This window comes from Staphylococcus carnosus, assembly GCF_900458435.1.
Taxonomy (GTDB): domain Bacteria; phylum Bacillota; class Bacilli; order Staphylococcales; family Staphylococcaceae; genus Staphylococcus; species Staphylococcus carnosus.
Genome location: NZ_UHCT01000001.1, coordinates 419511 through 437125 on the forward strand (window position 1 = coordinate 419511; position 17615 = coordinate 437125).

20 protein-coding genes are annotated in these 17615 nt (G+C 34.6%); 18 read left to right on the top strand and 2 right to left on the bottom strand.

All coding sequences use genetic code 11. The annotated features are described in order from the left end of the window. Window positions 1-65: 65 nt before the first annotated feature. From DYE31_RS01730 to DYE31_RS01770, 9 genes are all read left to right on the top strand, one after another. On the top strand, window positions 66-2540 hold the full coding sequence (locus DYE31_RS01730) for a DUF4040 family protein (protein ID WP_015901370.1): 2475 nt from the start codon (window positions 66-68) through the stop codon (window positions 2538-2540). Next, entirely contained in the window at window positions 2527-2952 is a 426-nt protein-coding gene (locus DYE31_RS01735; protein ID WP_015901369.1) for a monovalent cation/H+ antiporter subunit B, read from the top strand. Before DYE31_RS01730 ends, DYE31_RS01735 begins: the two co-directional genes overlap by 14 nt. After that, window positions 2949-3296 (top strand): Na(+)/H(+) antiporter subunit C, encoded by a 348-nt coding sequence (locus tag DYE31_RS01740; RefSeq protein WP_015901368.1) that lies wholly within the window; start codon window positions 2949-2951, stop codon window positions 3294-3296. The genes DYE31_RS01735 and DYE31_RS01740 overlap by 4 nt, the downstream gene beginning before the upstream one ends. After that, entirely contained in the window at window positions 3289-4785 is a 1497-nt protein-coding gene (locus tag DYE31_RS01745) for a Na+/H+ antiporter subunit D (protein WP_015901367.1), read from the top strand. Before DYE31_RS01740 ends, DYE31_RS01745 begins: the two co-directional genes overlap by 8 nt. After that, window positions 4785-5273 (top strand): Na+/H+ antiporter subunit E, encoded by a 489-nt coding sequence (locus DYE31_RS01750; RefSeq protein WP_015901366.1) that lies wholly within the window; start codon window positions 4785-4787, stop codon window positions 5271-5273. Before DYE31_RS01745 ends, DYE31_RS01750 begins: the two co-directional genes overlap by 1 nt. Further along, window positions 5270-5566, top strand: a complete 297-nt coding sequence (locus DYE31_RS01755) for a monovalent cation/H+ antiporter complex subunit F (protein WP_015901365.1) — start codon at window positions 5270-5272, stop codon at window positions 5564-5566. Before DYE31_RS01750 ends, DYE31_RS01755 begins: the two co-directional genes overlap by 4 nt. Further along, on the top strand, window positions 5544-6020 hold the full coding sequence (locus tag DYE31_RS01760; RefSeq protein WP_015901364.1) for a Na+/H+ antiporter subunit G: 477 nt from the start codon (window positions 5544-5546) through the stop codon (window positions 6018-6020). Before DYE31_RS01755 ends, DYE31_RS01760 begins: the two co-directional genes overlap by 23 nt. 55 nt (window positions 6021-6075) lie before the next feature. Continuing rightward, window positions 6076-6369 (top strand): DUF2316 family protein, encoded by a 294-nt coding sequence (locus tag DYE31_RS01765; RefSeq protein WP_015901363.1) that lies wholly within the window; start codon window positions 6076-6078, stop codon window positions 6367-6369. Window positions 6370-6768: 399 nt separating this feature from the next. Then, window positions 6769-7761: a D-lactate dehydrogenase gene (locus DYE31_RS01770; protein WP_015901362.1), complete on the top strand. Its 993-nt coding sequence runs from the start codon at window positions 6769-6771 to the stop codon at window positions 7759-7761. Window positions 7762-7895: 134 nt separating this feature from the next. Here DYE31_RS01770 and DYE31_RS01775 read toward each other — a convergent pair whose 3' ends face one another. Beyond that, the gene (locus DYE31_RS01775; RefSeq protein WP_015901361.1) at window positions 7896-9263 is read right to left on the bottom strand and encodes an amino acid permease; all 1368 of its coding nucleotides are present in this window, start codon (window positions 9261-9263) and stop codon (window positions 7896-7898) included. 320 nt (window positions 9264-9583) lie between these two features. Here DYE31_RS01775 and DYE31_RS01780 point away from each other — a divergent pair, with 320 nt between their 5' ends. The 5 genes from DYE31_RS01780 to DYE31_RS01800 all read left to right on the top strand — a co-directional run bounded on the left by DYE31_RS01780 (window position 9584) and on the right by DYE31_RS01800 (window position 13390). Further along, window positions 9584-9790 carry a LolA-like protein gene (locus DYE31_RS01780; RefSeq protein WP_015901360.1) on the top strand — a complete coding sequence of 69 codons (207 nt, stop codon included), beginning with the start codon at window positions 9584-9586 and terminating at the stop codon, window positions 9788-9790. Then, on the top strand, window positions 9787-10218 hold the full coding sequence (locus DYE31_RS01785) for an NDxxF motif lipoprotein (protein ID WP_015901359.1): 432 nt from the start codon (window positions 9787-9789) through the stop codon (window positions 10216-10218). The genes DYE31_RS01780 and DYE31_RS01785 overlap by 4 nt, the downstream gene beginning before the upstream one ends. A gap of 145 nt (window positions 10219-10363) precedes the next feature. Continuing rightward, window positions 10364-11263, top strand: coding sequence for an ABC transporter ATP-binding protein (locus DYE31_RS01790; protein ID WP_015901358.1), 900 nt, complete (start codon window positions 10364-10366; stop codon window positions 11261-11263). Between the two features lies 1 nt (window position 11264). Beyond that, complete coding sequence (locus DYE31_RS01795; RefSeq protein ID WP_015901357.1) at window positions 11265-12854, top strand: ABC transporter permease; 1590 nt, start codon at window positions 11265-11267, stop codon at window positions 12852-12854. A gap of 185 nt (window positions 12855-13039) precedes the next feature. Further along, window positions 13040-13390, top strand: a complete 351-nt coding sequence (locus DYE31_RS01800) for a zinc ribbon domain-containing protein YjdM (protein ID WP_015901356.1) — start codon at window positions 13040-13042, stop codon at window positions 13388-13390. 36 nt (window positions 13391-13426) lie between these two features. Here DYE31_RS01800 and DYE31_RS01805 read toward each other — a convergent pair whose 3' ends face one another. Next, the gene (locus DYE31_RS01805) at window positions 13427-13681 is read right to left on the bottom strand and encodes a hypothetical protein (RefSeq protein ID WP_015901355.1); all 255 of its coding nucleotides are present in this window, start codon (window positions 13679-13681) and stop codon (window positions 13427-13429) included. A gap of 244 nt (window positions 13682-13925) precedes the next feature. On the opposite strand from DYE31_RS01805, the gene dhaK reads away from it, so the two are divergent. The 4 genes from dhaK (at window position 13926) to DYE31_RS01825 (ending at window position 17562) form a co-directional block, all read left to right on the top strand. Further along, the gene (dhaK, locus tag DYE31_RS01810) at window positions 13926-14891 is read left to right on the top strand and encodes a dihydroxyacetone kinase subunit DhaK (protein ID WP_015901354.1); all 966 of its coding nucleotides are present in this window, start codon (window positions 13926-13928) and stop codon (window positions 14889-14891) included. A gap of 19 nt (window positions 14892-14910) precedes the next feature. Next, window positions 14911-15489, top strand: a complete 579-nt coding sequence (gene dhaL / locus DYE31_RS01815; RefSeq protein ID WP_015901353.1) for a dihydroxyacetone kinase subunit DhaL — start codon at window positions 14911-14913, stop codon at window positions 15487-15489. 2 nt (window positions 15490-15491) lie between these two features. Then, complete coding sequence (gene dhaM, locus DYE31_RS01820) at window positions 15492-15854, top strand: dihydroxyacetone kinase phosphoryl donor subunit DhaM (protein WP_015901352.1); 363 nt, start codon at window positions 15492-15494, stop codon at window positions 15852-15854. 214 nt (window positions 15855-16068) lie between these two features. Then, window positions 16069-17562 (top strand): glycosyltransferase, encoded by a 1494-nt coding sequence (locus tag DYE31_RS01825; protein ID WP_015901351.1) that lies wholly within the window; start codon window positions 16069-16071, stop codon window positions 17560-17562. Window positions 17563-17615 lie beyond the last annotated feature (53 nt).

Here is a 17615-nt window from a genome sequence, read left to right on the forward strand (position 1 = left end):
TCAATATTGTTTTAATTTCATCTTTTGCATTACAACTCAATATATAGAAAGGAGTTATCTTCATTATGAGTCTTATATGGCTTCTCTTTTTTGTTGTCGCCATCATGTTAGTGATATTGGCAACGAATATAAAAATAAAAAAATTCAGCACCTTACAGACTGATGTTCAACCTGAAGTTGCTGCAGATGATTTTGTACAAGCATCGATTAAACCGTTTGCACGTTTCTCAGGTTGGATTGCCCTCATTGCCCCAATTCTTAGCGCACTGTATTTTGTTTTTAAGATTAGTCAAACAGCTGATAGTAAGATCACCTCAGTTTCACTACCCTGGATGCCAATCATCGATTTAGATTTTGCTTTTCGTCTTGATGGTTTATCGATGATATTTGCATTGTTAATCACTTTAATAGGTACAGGTGTTGTATTATATGCCAATGCTTATTTATCAAAGGAACATGACGACTTACCAAGATTCTATTTTTACTTAATTTTATTTATGTTCGCCATGCTCGGTGTTGTGTTAGCAGATAATACAATATTGCTATACGTATTTTGGGAATTAACGAGTATCGCTTCATTCTTGCTTATTTCATATTGGTACAACCGCAAAGCCAGTCAAAATGGTGCTTTGAAGTCTTTCTTGATTACTGTGTTCGGTGGCATGTTTATGTTAATTGGTTTTATTATCATTTATAGTATTTCAGGAACAAATACGATTTCTGAGTTAGTAACACAGACTGATACTTTAAGGTCCTCACCATGGTTTCCATTTGCTGTAGTTTGTATATTAATTGGCGCATTTACTAAATCTGCTCAATTTCCATTTCATATTTGGTTGCCTGATGCGATGGAAGCACCAACTCCAGTCAGTGCTTATTTGCATTCAGCTACAATGGTAAAAGCAGGATTATATCTTTTATTCCGCTTTACTCCTATCTTAAGTTACGCCTCTTGGGTTGGTTATATCGTGATTACAGTCGGAATTATAACGTTGGCAGTCGGCTCCTTTGTTGCTGTAGGACAACGAGACTTAAAAGCATTATTAGCTTATTCAACAATCAGCCAACTCGGCATGATTATGTCCATGGTCGGTTTTGGAATGTTGACTTACAGTCTTCATAAATCATTTGTAGAATTTTTCGTTATCAGTCTCTTTGCAGGACTTTTCCATCTTATCAATCATGCATTGTTCAAGAGTGTTCTATTTATGGGTGCCGGTATTATTGACCATGAGACCGGTACACGAAATTTGGCTGATCTTGGTGGGTTGCGTAAGTTGTTGCCAGTAACGGCAACGATTATGACAATCAGTGCAATGGCTATGGCTGGTTTACCATTCTTTAATGGTTTTTTATCAAAAGAAATGTTCTTTACAACTTTAGTGAATGGACGGAAATTACCAATTGATGATCAAATATTTATGAGTATTATGTTAATTATCGCAATTGGCGCAAGTGTCCTAACGTTTGTTTATAGCTTGCGGATGATAAAAGATACTTTCTTTGGACCTTTAAACAAAGAAAAACTGCCGCATGTACCTGGTCATGAACCGATTGGCATGTACATTGCTCCGGTCATTATCGTTTGCGGATTACCATTGTTTTTCATCATACCGAATATTTTAGGCAAATATCTTATAAGTCCGGCTTTGCGAGACATCAACCATACTGTTGTTGTAGAAAAATACATTCCGCATATAACAGCATGGCATGGGTTTACGTCTGAATTGGGTATCACGCTCATTATTTATACGATAGGTATATTGTTATTATGGCGTTCGCGCTGGATGAAAGTGTATAACCGAATTCCTTCAATACTTTCAATTAATTCGCTTTATAATGCAATGTTGAAGTGGAGTGAAGGTTTCAGTCGCCATAATATGCAAACGATGATGAATAATAAATTAAATCAATATTTACATGTTATTTATCTGATGTTTTTTGGAATGTTGGTATTTGGATTTATTAAAGTGGGTTGGATTCCGATAAAAGGATTTGAAATCACACCATTTACATGGTTTGAAATTCTAGTATTAATCAACATTATTATTCTGTCAGCTGCGTTGCTGTATATTCGTGAACGTATGGCGATGGTTATTTTAAACGGTGTCATCGGTTATTCTATTGCGATTGTTTTTATCTTGATGAAAGCACCTGATCTAGCCATGACACAATTAGTGATTGAGACAATTTCGACTATTTTATTTTTACTGGTATTCCATCACTTGCCGAACGTACAAAGAGATAAGGTACAGTGGGGCAGAGAAGCGGTTAAGCTTATCATTGCATTTTTAATGGCATTATTCGTCATGACTTTTGTAGTGATTGCATTGCAAGATCCGCCATTCCAGAAAATTTCACGTTTTTATGAAAATAGTTATGATTTAGCCGGCTCAAAAAACATTGTGAATGCTATATTAGGAGATTTCAGAGCGCTCGATACTATGTTGGAAGGTATTGTGATTATGATTGTCGGTCTCGGCATCTTTGCTTTAGTTAAATTCAAAATCAGAAGGGATGAGTCCAATGAAAGAAAATGATATTGTTCTGGAAACCATATCGAAAGTTGCTGTATTTATCATTTTGACTTTTGGTGCATATATTTTCTTGGCAGGTCATGATAATCCAGGAGGCGGCTTTATCGGCGGACTTGTTTTCAGTTCTGCATTCATCCTGATGTTTTTAGCCTTTGATGTACAAAAAGTAGTGAAGTCACTACCTATTGACTTTCGTGCTGTAACGATATCAGGTTGTTTGCTTTCGATAGCAACTGCAGTGACACCGATATTTTTTGGACACCCGTTGCTTTCTCATGAAGATGTTTATGTGACAGTACCACTGTTAGAAAAGATACATCTTTCAAGTGTGACACTTTTTGAGTTCGATATTTTATTAACAGTAGTAGGTTCAGTCACAACAATAATGCTCGCGATAAGTGGTGATAAAAGTTGAATGCGATACTCATAATAATTATAGGAATTTTAACTTTTGCAGGAACGTATATGATTTTATCTAAAAATTTGATTCGTATTGTCCTTGGTACTGCGATTTACACACATGTCGCAAACTTAGTAATTTTAGCGATGAGTGGTTTCGATGGAAAAAATGTACCGATTATTAATGGAGAAGGAAAAAATTATGTAGATCCATTACCGCAAGCATTAATTTTAACGGCGATTGTAATTGGTTTTGCAGTAACTGCTTTCTTGCTTGTGTTAGTTTATAGAACTTATAAAGTGACACGTGTCAATCGAATAGAGGCCTTGCGCGGTGAGGATGATGATGTAGATGAATAATTTATTATTAATACCATTGCTTGTCCCGCTAGTCACTGGTCTTGTACTTTTCTTCTTTAAAGAACGTTTAATGGTTACGCGTCGTATTGCGATTACAATGTTGATGATTACAACAGCAGTTTCCATTTATTTGCTGATTCATGTATTTAATTCTCATCCGTTAGTGATTAACTTTGGTGATTGGCAGCCACCTTTTGGTATTCAGTTTGTCGGTGATACATTAGGTCTCTTTTTCACAACTATCGCAAACTTTGTAGTAACGGTCATAATTTACTTTGGTTTCGGTAAAAAAGAACATCTTGCTAACCGTTATTTCTTACCTTCTTTCATTTTATTTATGTTAACAGGTGTGAATGGCAGTTTCTTAACAGCCGATATTTTCAATTTGTATGTCATGTTTGAGATTATGCTGATTTCATCTTTTGTTCTATTAACACTCGGTCAAACTGTCGAACAACTGCGTGCTAGTGTGATTTATGTTGTGATGAATGTGGTCAGTTCTTGGTTCTTTTTAATAGGAATTGCGTATTTATATGGAACACTTGGCACGTTGAATTTCGGACATTTAGCAATGCGAATTGCTGATAGTGGGCAAACACCTGAGATGACAATGGTTGCAATTATTATGATTTTTGTTTTTGGAGGAAAGGCGGCTTTAGTCATGTTCATGTGGCTGCCTAAAGCTTATGCTGCTTTGAATACTGAACTCGCAGCATTATTTGCAGGTTTAATGACCAAAGTAGGCATTTATGCTTTAATTCGTGTGATGACATTGCTTTTTGATCATCAACCAGATATTACACATCAACTTATGTATTATATGGCAATCATTACTATGATTATCGGAGCTGTTGGTGTATTAGGTTATGATGATGTGAAGAAAATTGCAGCTTACCAAGTTATTTTATCTATAGGTTTTTCAGTACTTGGATTAAGCGCATTGAATGAAGCGGGTGTAACCGGCGCTATCTTTTACGCAGGACATGACATGATTATCAAAACATTATTATTCTTAGTTTTAGGTGTCTTCGTTGTACAATGCGGATCTCGCAGTTATAAAAATATGGGTGGTTTGATTCATGTTCATCCGAGTTTGGGTATCATCTTTTTCATACTGACATTGTCAATTGGAGGCGTACCTCCATTCAGCGGTTTCCCAGGCAAGGTTTTAATTATTCAAGGCGCAATGGAAAAAGGTTATGTGACAGGCGTTATCGTCTTAGTAATTACAAGTATTATTGCGATGTACAGTTTATTACGGATTTTCTTTATTATGTATTTCGGACAAGAAGAGGTACCGCAAGTAAATAAGGTGCCTTTAGCGATGCATAAAATTATTGCAATGTTGTTTTTAACTGGTGCAACTATCTTCATGGGCATTTGCGGAGAATGGTTCTTAGATTTTGCACGTCAGGCAGCAGAGTTTAATTTACATCCAAGTGAGTATATTAAAGCAGTTATTCCTGATGTGAAAGTGGAGGTGGACTAATGTTAGCGCAATTAACGTTAAATATTTTAATCGCATTCTTATGGACGTTATTTCAAGATGAAGATAAATTTCATTTGTCCACTTTCGTTGCTGGTTATTTAATTGGTATTGCGATTGTATATTTAATACATCGTTTCTTCTTTAAACGTGTGTTTTATTTGAAGAAGGTTTGGGTCATTTTTAAATTTATCGTGGTGTATAATGTTCAGTTATTTATTTCTAGTTTTTCCACTATCAATTATATTTTATTTAAATCTCATGACATGAATCCTGGTTTATTAATTTATGAGACGTCTCTTAAAAGAGATTGGGCGATTACATTATTGACCTTGCTGATTATGTTGACACCAGGATCATTAGTACTAAGAATTTCGCCTGATGGCAGTCGTTTCTTTATTCATGCGATTGATGTATCTGAAAAAGATAAAGCGATATTAACTAAGCAAATTAAAAAGTATGAACGTTTAATATGGGAGGTGCTTAAATGATTGAATCAATAATAATGTGGATTATACACACTGCACTTGTGATTTACGGAATTGCGGTTATCATTTCTTTGTATCGTATTGTTAAAGGTCCCACTACGCCTAATCGTGTAGTTGCATTTGATTCAATAGGTGCAATGGTAATTTCAATCGTCGGCATACTTAGTATTGTACTTGATACATTAAGCTTTTTAGATGCCAGCTTAATCATTGCCATCTTAGCATTTTTAAGTACCATCGGGATTTCTCGCTTTGTAGAAGGAGGACGTATCTTTGAATCTAAACGAAATCGTTAGTTTATTTGCGGCCGTCTTAATATTATTAGGTTCTATCGTAGCTTTGATTAGTGCCATAGGTATCGTTAAATTCAAAGATGTCTTCTTACGTGCACATGCAGCAACTAAGAGTTCGACATTGTCCGTATTACTATCGTTAATCGGTGTCTTTATATATTTCTTGATGATGCGTGATTATTTTAGTGTGAGAACATTATTAACAATTTTATTCTTGTATTTGACTTCACCAGTAGCAGGTCAGATGATTGTACGAACTGCTTATAATATTGGTTCCTATATGTACATGAAAGATTCTCAAAGGAAAGGCACTTCTTTGAATATTGCTTATAATCGTAAAGAAGCGCTTAAAAATCGTAAATTACGTGCTGCACGAAGAAAAGAGATTACAGAGGCATTCCGAAAAGGTGAAAGAGAACCGACAATTAGTTATAAACCATATCATAAGAAAAAATAAAAGGAATAAATTCTTTGTATTACGGTAAAATATATGGAAGAAAGGGTGAAGTTCAGTGTCATTAAATAAAGAACAACGCGCTATAACACGCGATGAAATGCAAGCACATTTTGAAAAATCTACTTTAAGTAAAACGGATTTGGCAGATGCTTTAGATGTTTCAGTAGAAGATATAAATCATGTTTTAGAAATGAAAGCACCAAGGTTCGGTAGTAAATTACAAGGATTTATTCACCTTGTTTGGGATGTTCGTGATGAAATTAATCAAAATATCCGCAGTCATGGTAAAGAACCTGAGCCTTATACTTATTTAAAAGGTGAGAAAGAGGATTATTGGTTCTTACAATAAATGAATAAACTAAAAACCTCTTTGGAGCAGTTTTGAATCTGCTTCAAAGAGGTTTTTAGTTTTGATTGAGACAAATTATAACTTCAATGCTGAACGATGTTTTTAAATTGTAAGTCTATAAGATATTTAATTAGCATACGTACCATTTGTAAGTGCAATAAGAATAAATTGACTTCACCTTAATGTTCAATCTTATACTATGCTTTTAAAACGCTATTAATAGAATATAAAAATGTAAGATAATTTTATAGTAAAGCAGCTAGGAAAAAGGTATAATGAAATAACAGATAATTCAGAATAATACTAAGTCTCTTGACTTTGTGAATATATTCACATAAAATAATAAGTGAGATAAGAATTATTCAATTACATTAATTTTTTAGAATCGAGGGAGTAATTATGACAAGAATTAAATTTTTTGGTACACGCGATTATGAAAAAGATATGGCTTTAAATTGGGCTAAAGAAAATGATGTTGAAGTTTCATTTTCAGATGACTTTTTAAGTTACGATACATTGGATCAACTTGAAGGATTTGATGGTGTAACGACAATGCAATTTGGTAAACTTGAGCCGGAAGCTTACCCTAAATTAGAAGAAATGGGTATCAAACAAATCGCGCAACGTACTGCAGGATTTGACATGTACGACTTAGAATTAGCTAAAAAACATGGCATTATCGTGTCAAACGTTCCTAGCTACTCTCCAGAAACAATTGCTGAATACTCAGTAGCGGCTGCATTAAACCTTGTACGTCATTTCCCACAAATTGAAAAACGTGTTCAAGATTATAACTTCACTTGGAAAGCGCCAATTATGTCTAAACCAGTGAAAAATATGACAGTTGCAATTATCGGTACTGGCCGTATTGGTGCTTTGACTGGTGAATTGTTTGCAGGTTTCGGTGCTAAAGTTGTAGGTTATGACTTATATCCTAATGATTCATTAGATTTCTTAGAATATAAAGATTCAATTGAAGAAGCTGTTAAAGATGCAGATATCGTATCATTACACATGCCAGCTACTAAAGAAAACCATCATGCATTCAATAAAGAAATGTTTGATAAATTCAAAGACGGTGCTGTATTAGTTAACGCAGCACGTGGCGCAATGATAGATACTGAAGCAATGATTGATGCTGTAGACAGCGGTAAATTATTAGGCGCTGCAGTTGATACTTATGAATTCGAAATGCCTTACTTCACATTTGATTGGTCAGGTAAAGAATTAGAAAATGATACTTTCAAACGTTTAATTGAAAATGAAAAAATTCAATTGACACCGCATATCGCATTCTTCTCAGATGAAGCGGTACGTAACTTAGTTGAAGGTGGCTTAAATGCTGCATTGAACGTGATTAATACTGGTGATACACCAACACGTTTAAATTAAAATTAGTTGAGTCGAAGTATATATAATAGATGCCGGAACAGTTCTGCTGTTCCGGTTTTTTGAATTTATATGGTTGAGTCTTAAAAACAGCGGTCACCCTCATAAATGGGATGACCGCTGTTTTTAAGACTCAATTATTTACTTTTTGAAACACGATTTTTAAAACCGCCAAGTTTATATGCTACATAAAGCAACAATAACCAGAAAGGTGAGAAGTAAAGTGCGACACGTGTATCTTCAGCTAAGAAAAGTATTACAATCACAACTGCGAAGAATGCGAGCGTACTATAAGAACCGACAACACCGAAAAAGTTTTTGAATTTTGATTGGGCATGAAGTTCTGGATGTTGCTTACGGTATTTGATATAACAAATTAAAATAATTGTCCAAATGAAAATAAAGAAAATAGTTGCTACTGTTGTTACCACAGTAAAGACTGTATCTGGAATGATGTAATTCAACAGTGCAGCTAAGAATAAAACAACACCTGAGAAAATCAAAGCATTGTAGGGAACACCATGACGATTTGCTTTACCTAAAGATTTCGGTGCACTTTCAGAAACAGATAAACCGTAAACCATTCGGCTATTACTGAACAAACCGCTATTTGCTGCACTTGCAGCTGAAGTCAATACGACAAAGTTAACAATACCGGCAGCTGCTGGAATACCAGCAAGAACAAATAAGTTAACAAATGGGCTCTCTTTTGGATCAAGGCGATCCCAAGGTGTAATACTCATAATAACCATCAAACTTAATACATAGAAAATAATAATACGGATACCAACACTATTGATAGCTTTCGGTAAGTTTTTCTCAGGATTTTTTGTTTCACGAGCAGTAACCCCGACAAGTTCAATCCCAACAAAACTGAAGACTGCCATTTGAAAGGCCAGTAAGAAGCCCATAACACCATTAGGGAAGAATCCACCATGAGAATAAAGGTTGCTGAATCCACTTTTAATATGATTTGCTGATGTGAATCCGGTAAAAATCATCCATAATCCAATCACAATCAAGAATAAAATAGCAATGACTTTAATAATCGCAAACCAAAATTCAATTTCACCATAAGCTTTTACAGTCATTAAATTCAATGCTAAAAGTAAAAATACAGTGATAATAGCTGTCAGATAAGGCGGGAAGTTCGGCCACCAGAAATTAATATACTTTGTTACAGCCGTGATATCTGCGATACCAGTAGCTACCCAACAGAACCAATAAGTCCATCCTGTAAAGAAGCCGGCCATATGGCCAAGATAATCATCAGCGATATCAATAAATGAATTGTAATTACTGTTAGAAAGCAATAATTCACCTAATGCACGCATCATTATGAATAAGAAGAAACCAATAATGATGTAGGCGAGTAAAATGGAAGGTCCGGCTAACGCAATACTTTTCCCTGCACCCAAGAAGAGTCCAGTTCCGATTGCACCCCCGATAGCAATCAATTGAATATGCCGGTTGCTCATACTACGTTTTAAATCGTTGTTTTCCATAAAATTACACCTCTTTGAAGTTTGTGAAAAAAGAATGGTGTGCACGCTGTGATACCTTCGCTGCATCTCATCCAATTTTTATTTTGTATTGCACGGAATAGAGTTTATGTATGGAAATATTATACACTAAAATTATTGAAAAGAAAGTCAAATTTTTAAATTTTCAAAATTCTAAGAAAATGAAAGCGTTTTATATATAAATAAGACAATATTTGGCGATTTTTTGTAAAATATTCAAAATGATTATTTGTGTTAAACTTTTAGGGAATGAAATGATTAAATACACCGTACAGAATACAGAAAAGGGATGAGAACCTAACATGAAACAAAAATTGGTGACGTTAATGGCATGTACTTTAATATTATCTGCATGTTCAGGAACCAATGAAGAAGCAGACAATGAAAAAGAACCACAGAAAAAAGCAGCACAAAAACAACCAACTGAAAAAGATACTTCTAAAATTAATATGAATCCTGAGATTTTTAAAAACAAGACAAAAATAAAACAATTAGTGAAACAGAAATGAAACGCTACATTCAACAATATTTAAATGCAGATCATGATTTGACAAGAATCACTGAAAACTACGAAGACAAAATGTATTCAGATGAAAAACTGTCTAAAAAAGAAACTTCACAAATTAAACATGCAAGTAAACTGACAGATGAAAATGATAACAACTTTTCTAACTATATTAATCAAAATAAATTGCCGAAAGGCTATGACAAATATGCTCACAAAATCAGCCGATATATCATGGGAGCAAATCAATATTTAAAAGATTTAGAAGAAAAAATTGATACTGCAATGGAGCGCGTTGAAGATGGCAAGATTACATTGAAAGAATTAGGAGATTTAAATATTAAAAATGATACGGTAAATGGCAAACAACAAAAAATGATTGAAGATTGGCTGAATGAAAAAGATATTCAAACACGTGCTTTTAAGAAATGAAACAATAAATAGTTGAATTTATATAGAACAGCAACGCTTTATAAAAGAATTGCTGTTCTTTTTATATTATCTGAGAGTATAGGTGTATAATAAAACCAAGTTTAAGAAAGCGGTTTCTAAAATAAAAACAAGGTAGGTGGTTGTTATGGCAAACGTATTAGAAATTCATGATTTAACCAAACGTTTCGGTAAATTTGAGGCTTTGTCCCACTTGGATTTAACAGTTGAAGAAGGAGAAATATTTGGCTACATTGGCCCGAATGGAGCAGGGAAATCAACAACGATTAAAATAATATTAGGATTACTGAAACCGACTAATGGCAATGTTAAATTATTTGGTCAAGATGCTTTCAAGCATTCAGTCAATATTCATCAACATATTGCTTATGTTCCAGGTGATGTAAATTTATGGCCGAATTTAACAGGCGGAGAAGTCATCGACTTCTTGTTAAGTTTACAAAAAAACGTAAATCATGAGCGGAAACAAGAATTAATTCAGCGTTTTGAATTAGATGTTCGTAAAAAATGTGGTGCTTATTCAAAAGGAAATCGTCAAAAAGTTGCTTTAGTCACAGCCTTGAGTATGGATGCAGAACTTTATATTTTTGATGAGCCTACATCTGGTTTAGATCCATTGATGGAAAAAGTATTTCAAGATTATGTACGAGAGTGTAAAAAACGCGGTAAAACAGTACTGCTTTCAAGTCACATATTATCTGAAGTAGAAGAGTTATGTGACAGGGTAGGTATTATTCGAAAAGGCAAGATCGTAGAAGTAGGAACATTAGAAGAAATGCGACATTTAACACGCATGCGCTTTACAGTAGAAACAACAACACCTCTGACAGGCGTAGATAAACAACCAGGAATTCATGATTTAACAGAGCAAGAGGGTGTTTATCGTTTCCAAGTAGATACGGATCAAGTTGGCAAAGTAATCCAATACTTAAGTCGTTTCAACGTAAAAAAATTAGAGAGCCAATCCCCAACATTAGAAGACTTGTTCTTACGTCATTATGGCGAAGAAATTAAAGAAGGTGATTAAAATGAAACAAAATTTATATCACACTTCCAAAGTAACGTTATTTTACTTAAAAAGAAATAAATGGAAAATGTTCTTTTGGTTAGCAGGTTTGATTATACTCACGCTCATCATACCGCCTGCTTTTAAAAATATTTATCCTGATAATAAAGAATTGATTCCAGTATTTGAAATGTTCAAAAGTCCGGCAATGGAGGCAATGCTTGGAAAAGCACACTTATCTCATGTGAATCTTGCGACAATGTTTGCTTATGAAATGCAATTATTTACAGTCATCCTTGTAGCAATTATGAATATTTTGTTTGTGGCCAAAGATACCCGGGGTGAAGAAGAAGACGGACGTCTAGAGATAATGCGTGCGTTACCAATCGGTCGTGATACAGTACTTGCAAGCGCAGTGATTCAACGAGTGATTGTCAATATCGTGTTAGGACTCGTTATAGGGGTCGGTTTATCTATCATTAATATTCCGCATTTTACAACTGAAGGTAACTTCTTGTATGGTGCCAGCTTAGCAGCTTCTGGTTTGATGTTTGGAATGTTGACGTTGATGGTCGCTCAATTAGCTGCTACAAGAAGCCAGACAGTAGGCATCAGTATCAGCTTATTGCTCATCATGTACTTGTTGCGTGCGATAGGGGATGTTTCTGCAGAAGGGTTATCCAATGCGATACCGCTCGGATGGATACCGCATACTGAAGTTTACAGTAACAATCATTGGTGGCCGATTGTTGCACTTATGATCACAGTGGCTGTCTTACTCATCATCTCATTTGTCTTAAATGGCAGACGTGATGCAGAAGCAGGAATGTTGCCGACACTTGCAGGTCGCGCAGAAGCAGGGTGGTTATTGAAATCGACTTTAGGAATGCAATTCAGATTGCAACGTACAGGTATTATCACTTGGGGAATCGGTATGTTTGTACTTGGTTTATCTTATGGTTCTGTATTTGGTGATTTAGATGCATTCTTTAAAAACAATCCAATGTTGAAACGTATGTTGACAGGTGACGGTACTAATTATGCAGAACAGTTTGTGCCTATACTCATGGCAATCATGGGAATGATTGCGACAATTCCTGTGTTAATGGTTATATTCAAAATACGTAAAGAAATGGCCATTCATCGTGAAGAATTAATACTTTCACATCCCGTGAGCCGTACTAGTTATCTAATGAGCTTTGTATGGGTTGGTTTACTGAATAGCATCGTGATGATAATACTTGCTGCACTAGGTATGTATGCAGGCGAAGCAAGCAGTATGAAAAATCCGATTGCGCTTGAAAAAATCATCACTGCAGGTGCGGTCTATATTCCTGCTATTTTAATATTTGCAGGTCTTGCTGTTATGGTAGTGGGATGGTTTGAAAAAATGAGTGTTCTCATCTATCTTTATTTAGCCTATTGTTTTTTGGTCGTCTACCTTGGTCAATTGCTGGATGTAAAAAAATGGTTGAAAGAAATGACACCATTCGGTCATGTCCCAAGACTTCCTGTAGCCGATATGAATTGGCCTCCGTTATTATGGATGCTGTTCATTGCTGTAATATGTATAGTTGTTGGAATGTTAGGTTTCAGACGCAAAGATATTTAATACATCTGAGCAGATATAAATGCAAGATCTAATATTATCTTTAAATGCGTTTCGGGTGGAATACAAAGGTATAGATGAAGCATTAAAAAGAAGAAAACTGCTGACACAATTTTAATTTTTTTGAGCTTTCTTTTTCCATCAAAGCACGGTAAATTAAGTAGGTTATTAAGCATCAGGAGGAGACAATGGAACAAACTTTACCTAATTGTACGAGCTGCGGTTCGGAATATACTTATTTGGACGGCGCGTTATTTGTATGTCCGATGTGTGCACATGAATGGACGCAAGATTCAGTAGAAGAAGCAGAAGAAGCATTGAAAGTACGTGATGCAAATGGTCAAGAATTAGCAGATGGCGATACAGTTACTGTAATCAAAGACTTGAAAGTAAAAGGTGCATCATCAGTGATTAAACAAGGTACAAAAGTCAAAGGCATTCGCTTAGTTGATCCAGAAGATGGACATGATATTGATTGCAAAATTCCAGGTTTTGGCCAAATTGGCTTGAAATCTATATATGTAAAGAAAATAAAGTAAATTAAAACCTCTCACTTTTTGAAGTGAGAGGTATTTTTATATCATAGACTTCTTTTGTTTCTTCAAAAAATAACTTGTGATATCTGCAAGGATACAAGTCACAATTAATACTGTGACTGTAATAATTTGTGGTGTACTGTTAATACGAAAACCGAGTTCGAATTCACCAGCACTTTGGAAGTTTTCGTAAAAATTCAATGCTAGGATAGTTAAAATACTAAGGATACATAAGATTCCGATAATATCGCATAATAACTTAAGACGTGGATATTTTAATTGCCGATTAATCATTTAAACGCCTCCATATCCAATTTATTTTTATCTTACACAGAGTATATCATATGAAATTGTTAAATTATCACTAAAATTTGATGGTTTGATAACGATATACAGAATGGATGCAAAAGGAAAATTGCTATGATTTCTTGGCTATTACATGAATTAAGCGAACACAAAAGATATAATAGGATTGTAAAGAAGAGTAAAGTAATATTTCAGCAGTATTCAAAATAACTCCATATAAAGGGTGAGAATAATGAAGAAATTGATACAAGAAAAGACGACGATATTATCGGACATGTTAGATGGATTTGTGTTAGCTAACCCAGAAAATGAAGTAATCGCAGATTCAGTAGTTGTACGAAAAGAGAAAAAAGACAAAGGTGTTGCACTCGTTTCAGGCGGCGGAAGCGGACATGAACCAGCGCATGCAGGTTATGTGGCGCAAGGTATGCTTGATGCGGCAGTTTGCGGTGAAATTTTTACTTCACCTACACCTGATAAAATTCTTGAAGCTATTAAAGCGGTAGACACAGGAGATGGTGTACTCTTAATTATTAAAAATTATGCCGGTGATGTCATGAACTTTGAAATGGCGCAAGAGATGGCGGAAATGGAAGATATAAAAGTTGCCAAAGTAATTGTGCGTGATGATATTGCCGTAGAAGATGAAGATATGCGACGTGGGGTTGCAGGTACTGTCTTTGTCCATAAATATGCAGGATATTTAGCAGAACAAGGGGATGACCTGGATACGATTGTAGGAAAGGTTGAACAATTACTTGAAGGAATGCGTACAATCGGTATGGCTTTAACTCCGCCGCTTGTTCCTTCTACAGGACAATTAGGTTTTGATTTGGCAGGCGATGAAATTGAAGTCGGTATCGGTATACATGGTGAACGCGGCTTGAAACGCGAAATCATTAAACCTGTAGCTAAAATTGCAGAAGAATTGGTACAAACTTTGCAAAAAGAAGTATCATCATCTGAAGTGATTGTCATGGTGAACGGTATGGGAGGCACACCGCTTTCTGAATTGAATATTGCAGCTAAATATATTAATAAAACATTAGCTGATCATGACACTGCTGTGGTACGGTGGTTTGTCGGAGATTATATGACTTCTTTAGATATGCAAGGATTTTCATTAACACTTGTGCCGAATCATGAAGAAGTTCTAAAGGCACTTGAAGCACCAACAGCAAGCAAGTATTTTGGATAGACACAAGGGGGATATTTTAATGGATGGCGCAACATTGAAAAAACGTTTATTAAATTTACAGGAAACATTTGAAGAGAGAGAAGATACATTAACAGAATTAGACCGTGATATCGGAGATGGTGATCATGGTGTGAATATGGTGCGTGGTTTTAATGCATTAACAGAAGCACTGGAAGATGTTGAAACGGTACCGGATGTATTAAAAACGACAGGGATGACGTTAATGTCTAAAGTAGGCGGTGCTTCTGGACCATTATATGGTTTTGGTTTTGTTAAGATGGCACAAGTTGCTGAAGATGAAATTACGGATGATAATTTACTGAAGTTACTTCAAGCTTTTTCTGACGCAGTGGCACAACGTGGTAAAGTAGAGTTGAATGAAAAGACAATGTTTGATGTGATTGAGCCTGCGAGAGCAGCTGTAGCAGCTGGAGAAAGTGTGGATATTTCATATTTACAACAACTTGCTGATGAAACATATCATATGGTCGCAACTAAAGGACGTGCTGCATATTATAAGGAAGAGTCTCGCGGTCACACTGATCCAGGCGCACAAAGCAGTGTTTATATTTTGAATGCTTTGATAGGAGATGAGTAGAGATGACGTCGATTATCGTGGTCAGTCATAGTGAAGAAATCGCATACGGTATACAAAAGCTGATTGCTCAAATGACTGAAGGTGTTGAAGTTATAGCGGTTGGCGGCAGTGATGGCACTATCGGCACTTCATTTGAACCGATTCAACAAGCGATTGAAGGATTGAAAGACGATGCTTTATGTTTCTATGATTTAGGTTCAGCAGAGATGAATTTAGATATGGCAATTGAAATGTATGATGGTGAATATAGAGTAGAAAAGGTTGAAGCGCCGATTGTGGAAGGTAGTTTTTTAGCAAGCGTTAATATTTCGACTGGGAAAGATTATGGAGAAGTGGTTGAAGCGGTCGAGAGCGAATATAGATAAGCTTTAAAGGTGAAAACGTACTTGTTTTGTCAAGTACGTTTTTTGAAGTATATTATCATGAATATGCAATTTACTAAGTAAATGTTATAATTTTGTAAACGTGATAGACATAAATTATACAAATAATAGTTTTGTTGTGTATGTTTACGTTTATGTTAAATAGTTACATAGATTCAAAAAACTGAGATTTGTAATTATTAGAAGGGAATTTATTATGATATATACTATTACTTCTACATTACCAAAGTTTCATGCTGGGAGAACAAAAGCACTTTTAAAGCGTATAGATTTTATTCAAGATAAATTGAAAAGGAAACAAACAATTTTAACGACAAATTATGACCCGAATTATCGTGATGTTTATCAATCGTTTGAAGAAAGAGAATTATTAAAAAGTACTATACCAATTATAAATCTATATGAATGGTTATCTGATTATAATGTATATAATGTTCCTAAAACCAAGTTTAAAAAGAAAAAAATATACAAACCTCAACCTATAAGAATTTCTAATTATACTGAAAAAGAAGATGAAAAACGCAATGCTATTAGATATTATGATCAAGATACTGGAAAATACATCATGTATCGTCAATTCTTTCCAGAATCCGATATAATTAAATTTGAAGATTATTTTGTAGATGGTGTGAAGCATAAAATTGAACGTCATGAATTTAATATGTATGGTTATTTGCATAGAATTAGCAATTTTTCACGAAAAATAAATAAAAAAACAGAAGATCAATTTTATGACCTCGATGGCAATTTATATTGCCGAAGATTTTTTGATGAAGATGAAAACAATAGAATTAATTCTATCTTAATTTATAAACACGGACGTGTTGAAAAAGGGTTCAGTAATGAAAAAGACTTATTTACCTATTTCTTCAATCATATTTTTGAAGACGGAGATACTGTATTTGATGATGCACGTTTATTAGATAAATCTTTGTTGAATTGTGATAAAAAAATTAAACCTATCATGGTTCTCCATAATGCACATGTTGAGGGTAGCGAAATTAAACCATCTTATAAAACGGCTTTATTAAACTCGGATAAAGTATTTAAATATATTGTACTTACAAATCATCAAAAAGAAGATATTCAAAGCAAAGTGGATATTCCTGATGATAAGTTTGCAATCATTCCGCATTTTATAGAAAAATCAAAAGAGAAAAGCGAGAAAAAAGATCGCTTTATTTATATGGGAAGATTTGCGCCAGAAAAGCAAATTACTCACATTATTGAAGCTTATAAAATATTCAAAGAAAAAGGATATCCTACAAAATTAGTTTTGTTTGGTGCTGGAATTGGCGCTGAAAGAAAGAATATAGAAAAATTGGTTCATAATTATCATTTAGAAAATGATGTTACCATAGAAAACTTTACAGAAGATCCTTTGAAAGAGTTTAGAGAATCGAAAGCTTCTATTTTAACAAGTCGGCGAGAAGGCTTCGGCCTCACAGTAATGGAAAGTATTAATGAAGGTTGCCCAGTTATTTCATATGACGTGAAATATGGTCCGAGGGAAATTATTGAAGATGGTGAAAATGGATATATTGTTGAAGTTAATAATATCCAAGGTGTGGCAGAATCTATGGTTTCAATTGTTGAGCATCCTCTTGAAAATGTTAAAACTAAAAAAAACTTAACAGAAAAGGCGGCAATAAAAAATTTCAAACAGTTATTTAAAGAAATAGATGCTTGAAAACAAGCAGTTAATAAAAAAGTTGATACAAATATTAAATAGTCTTAATGGAG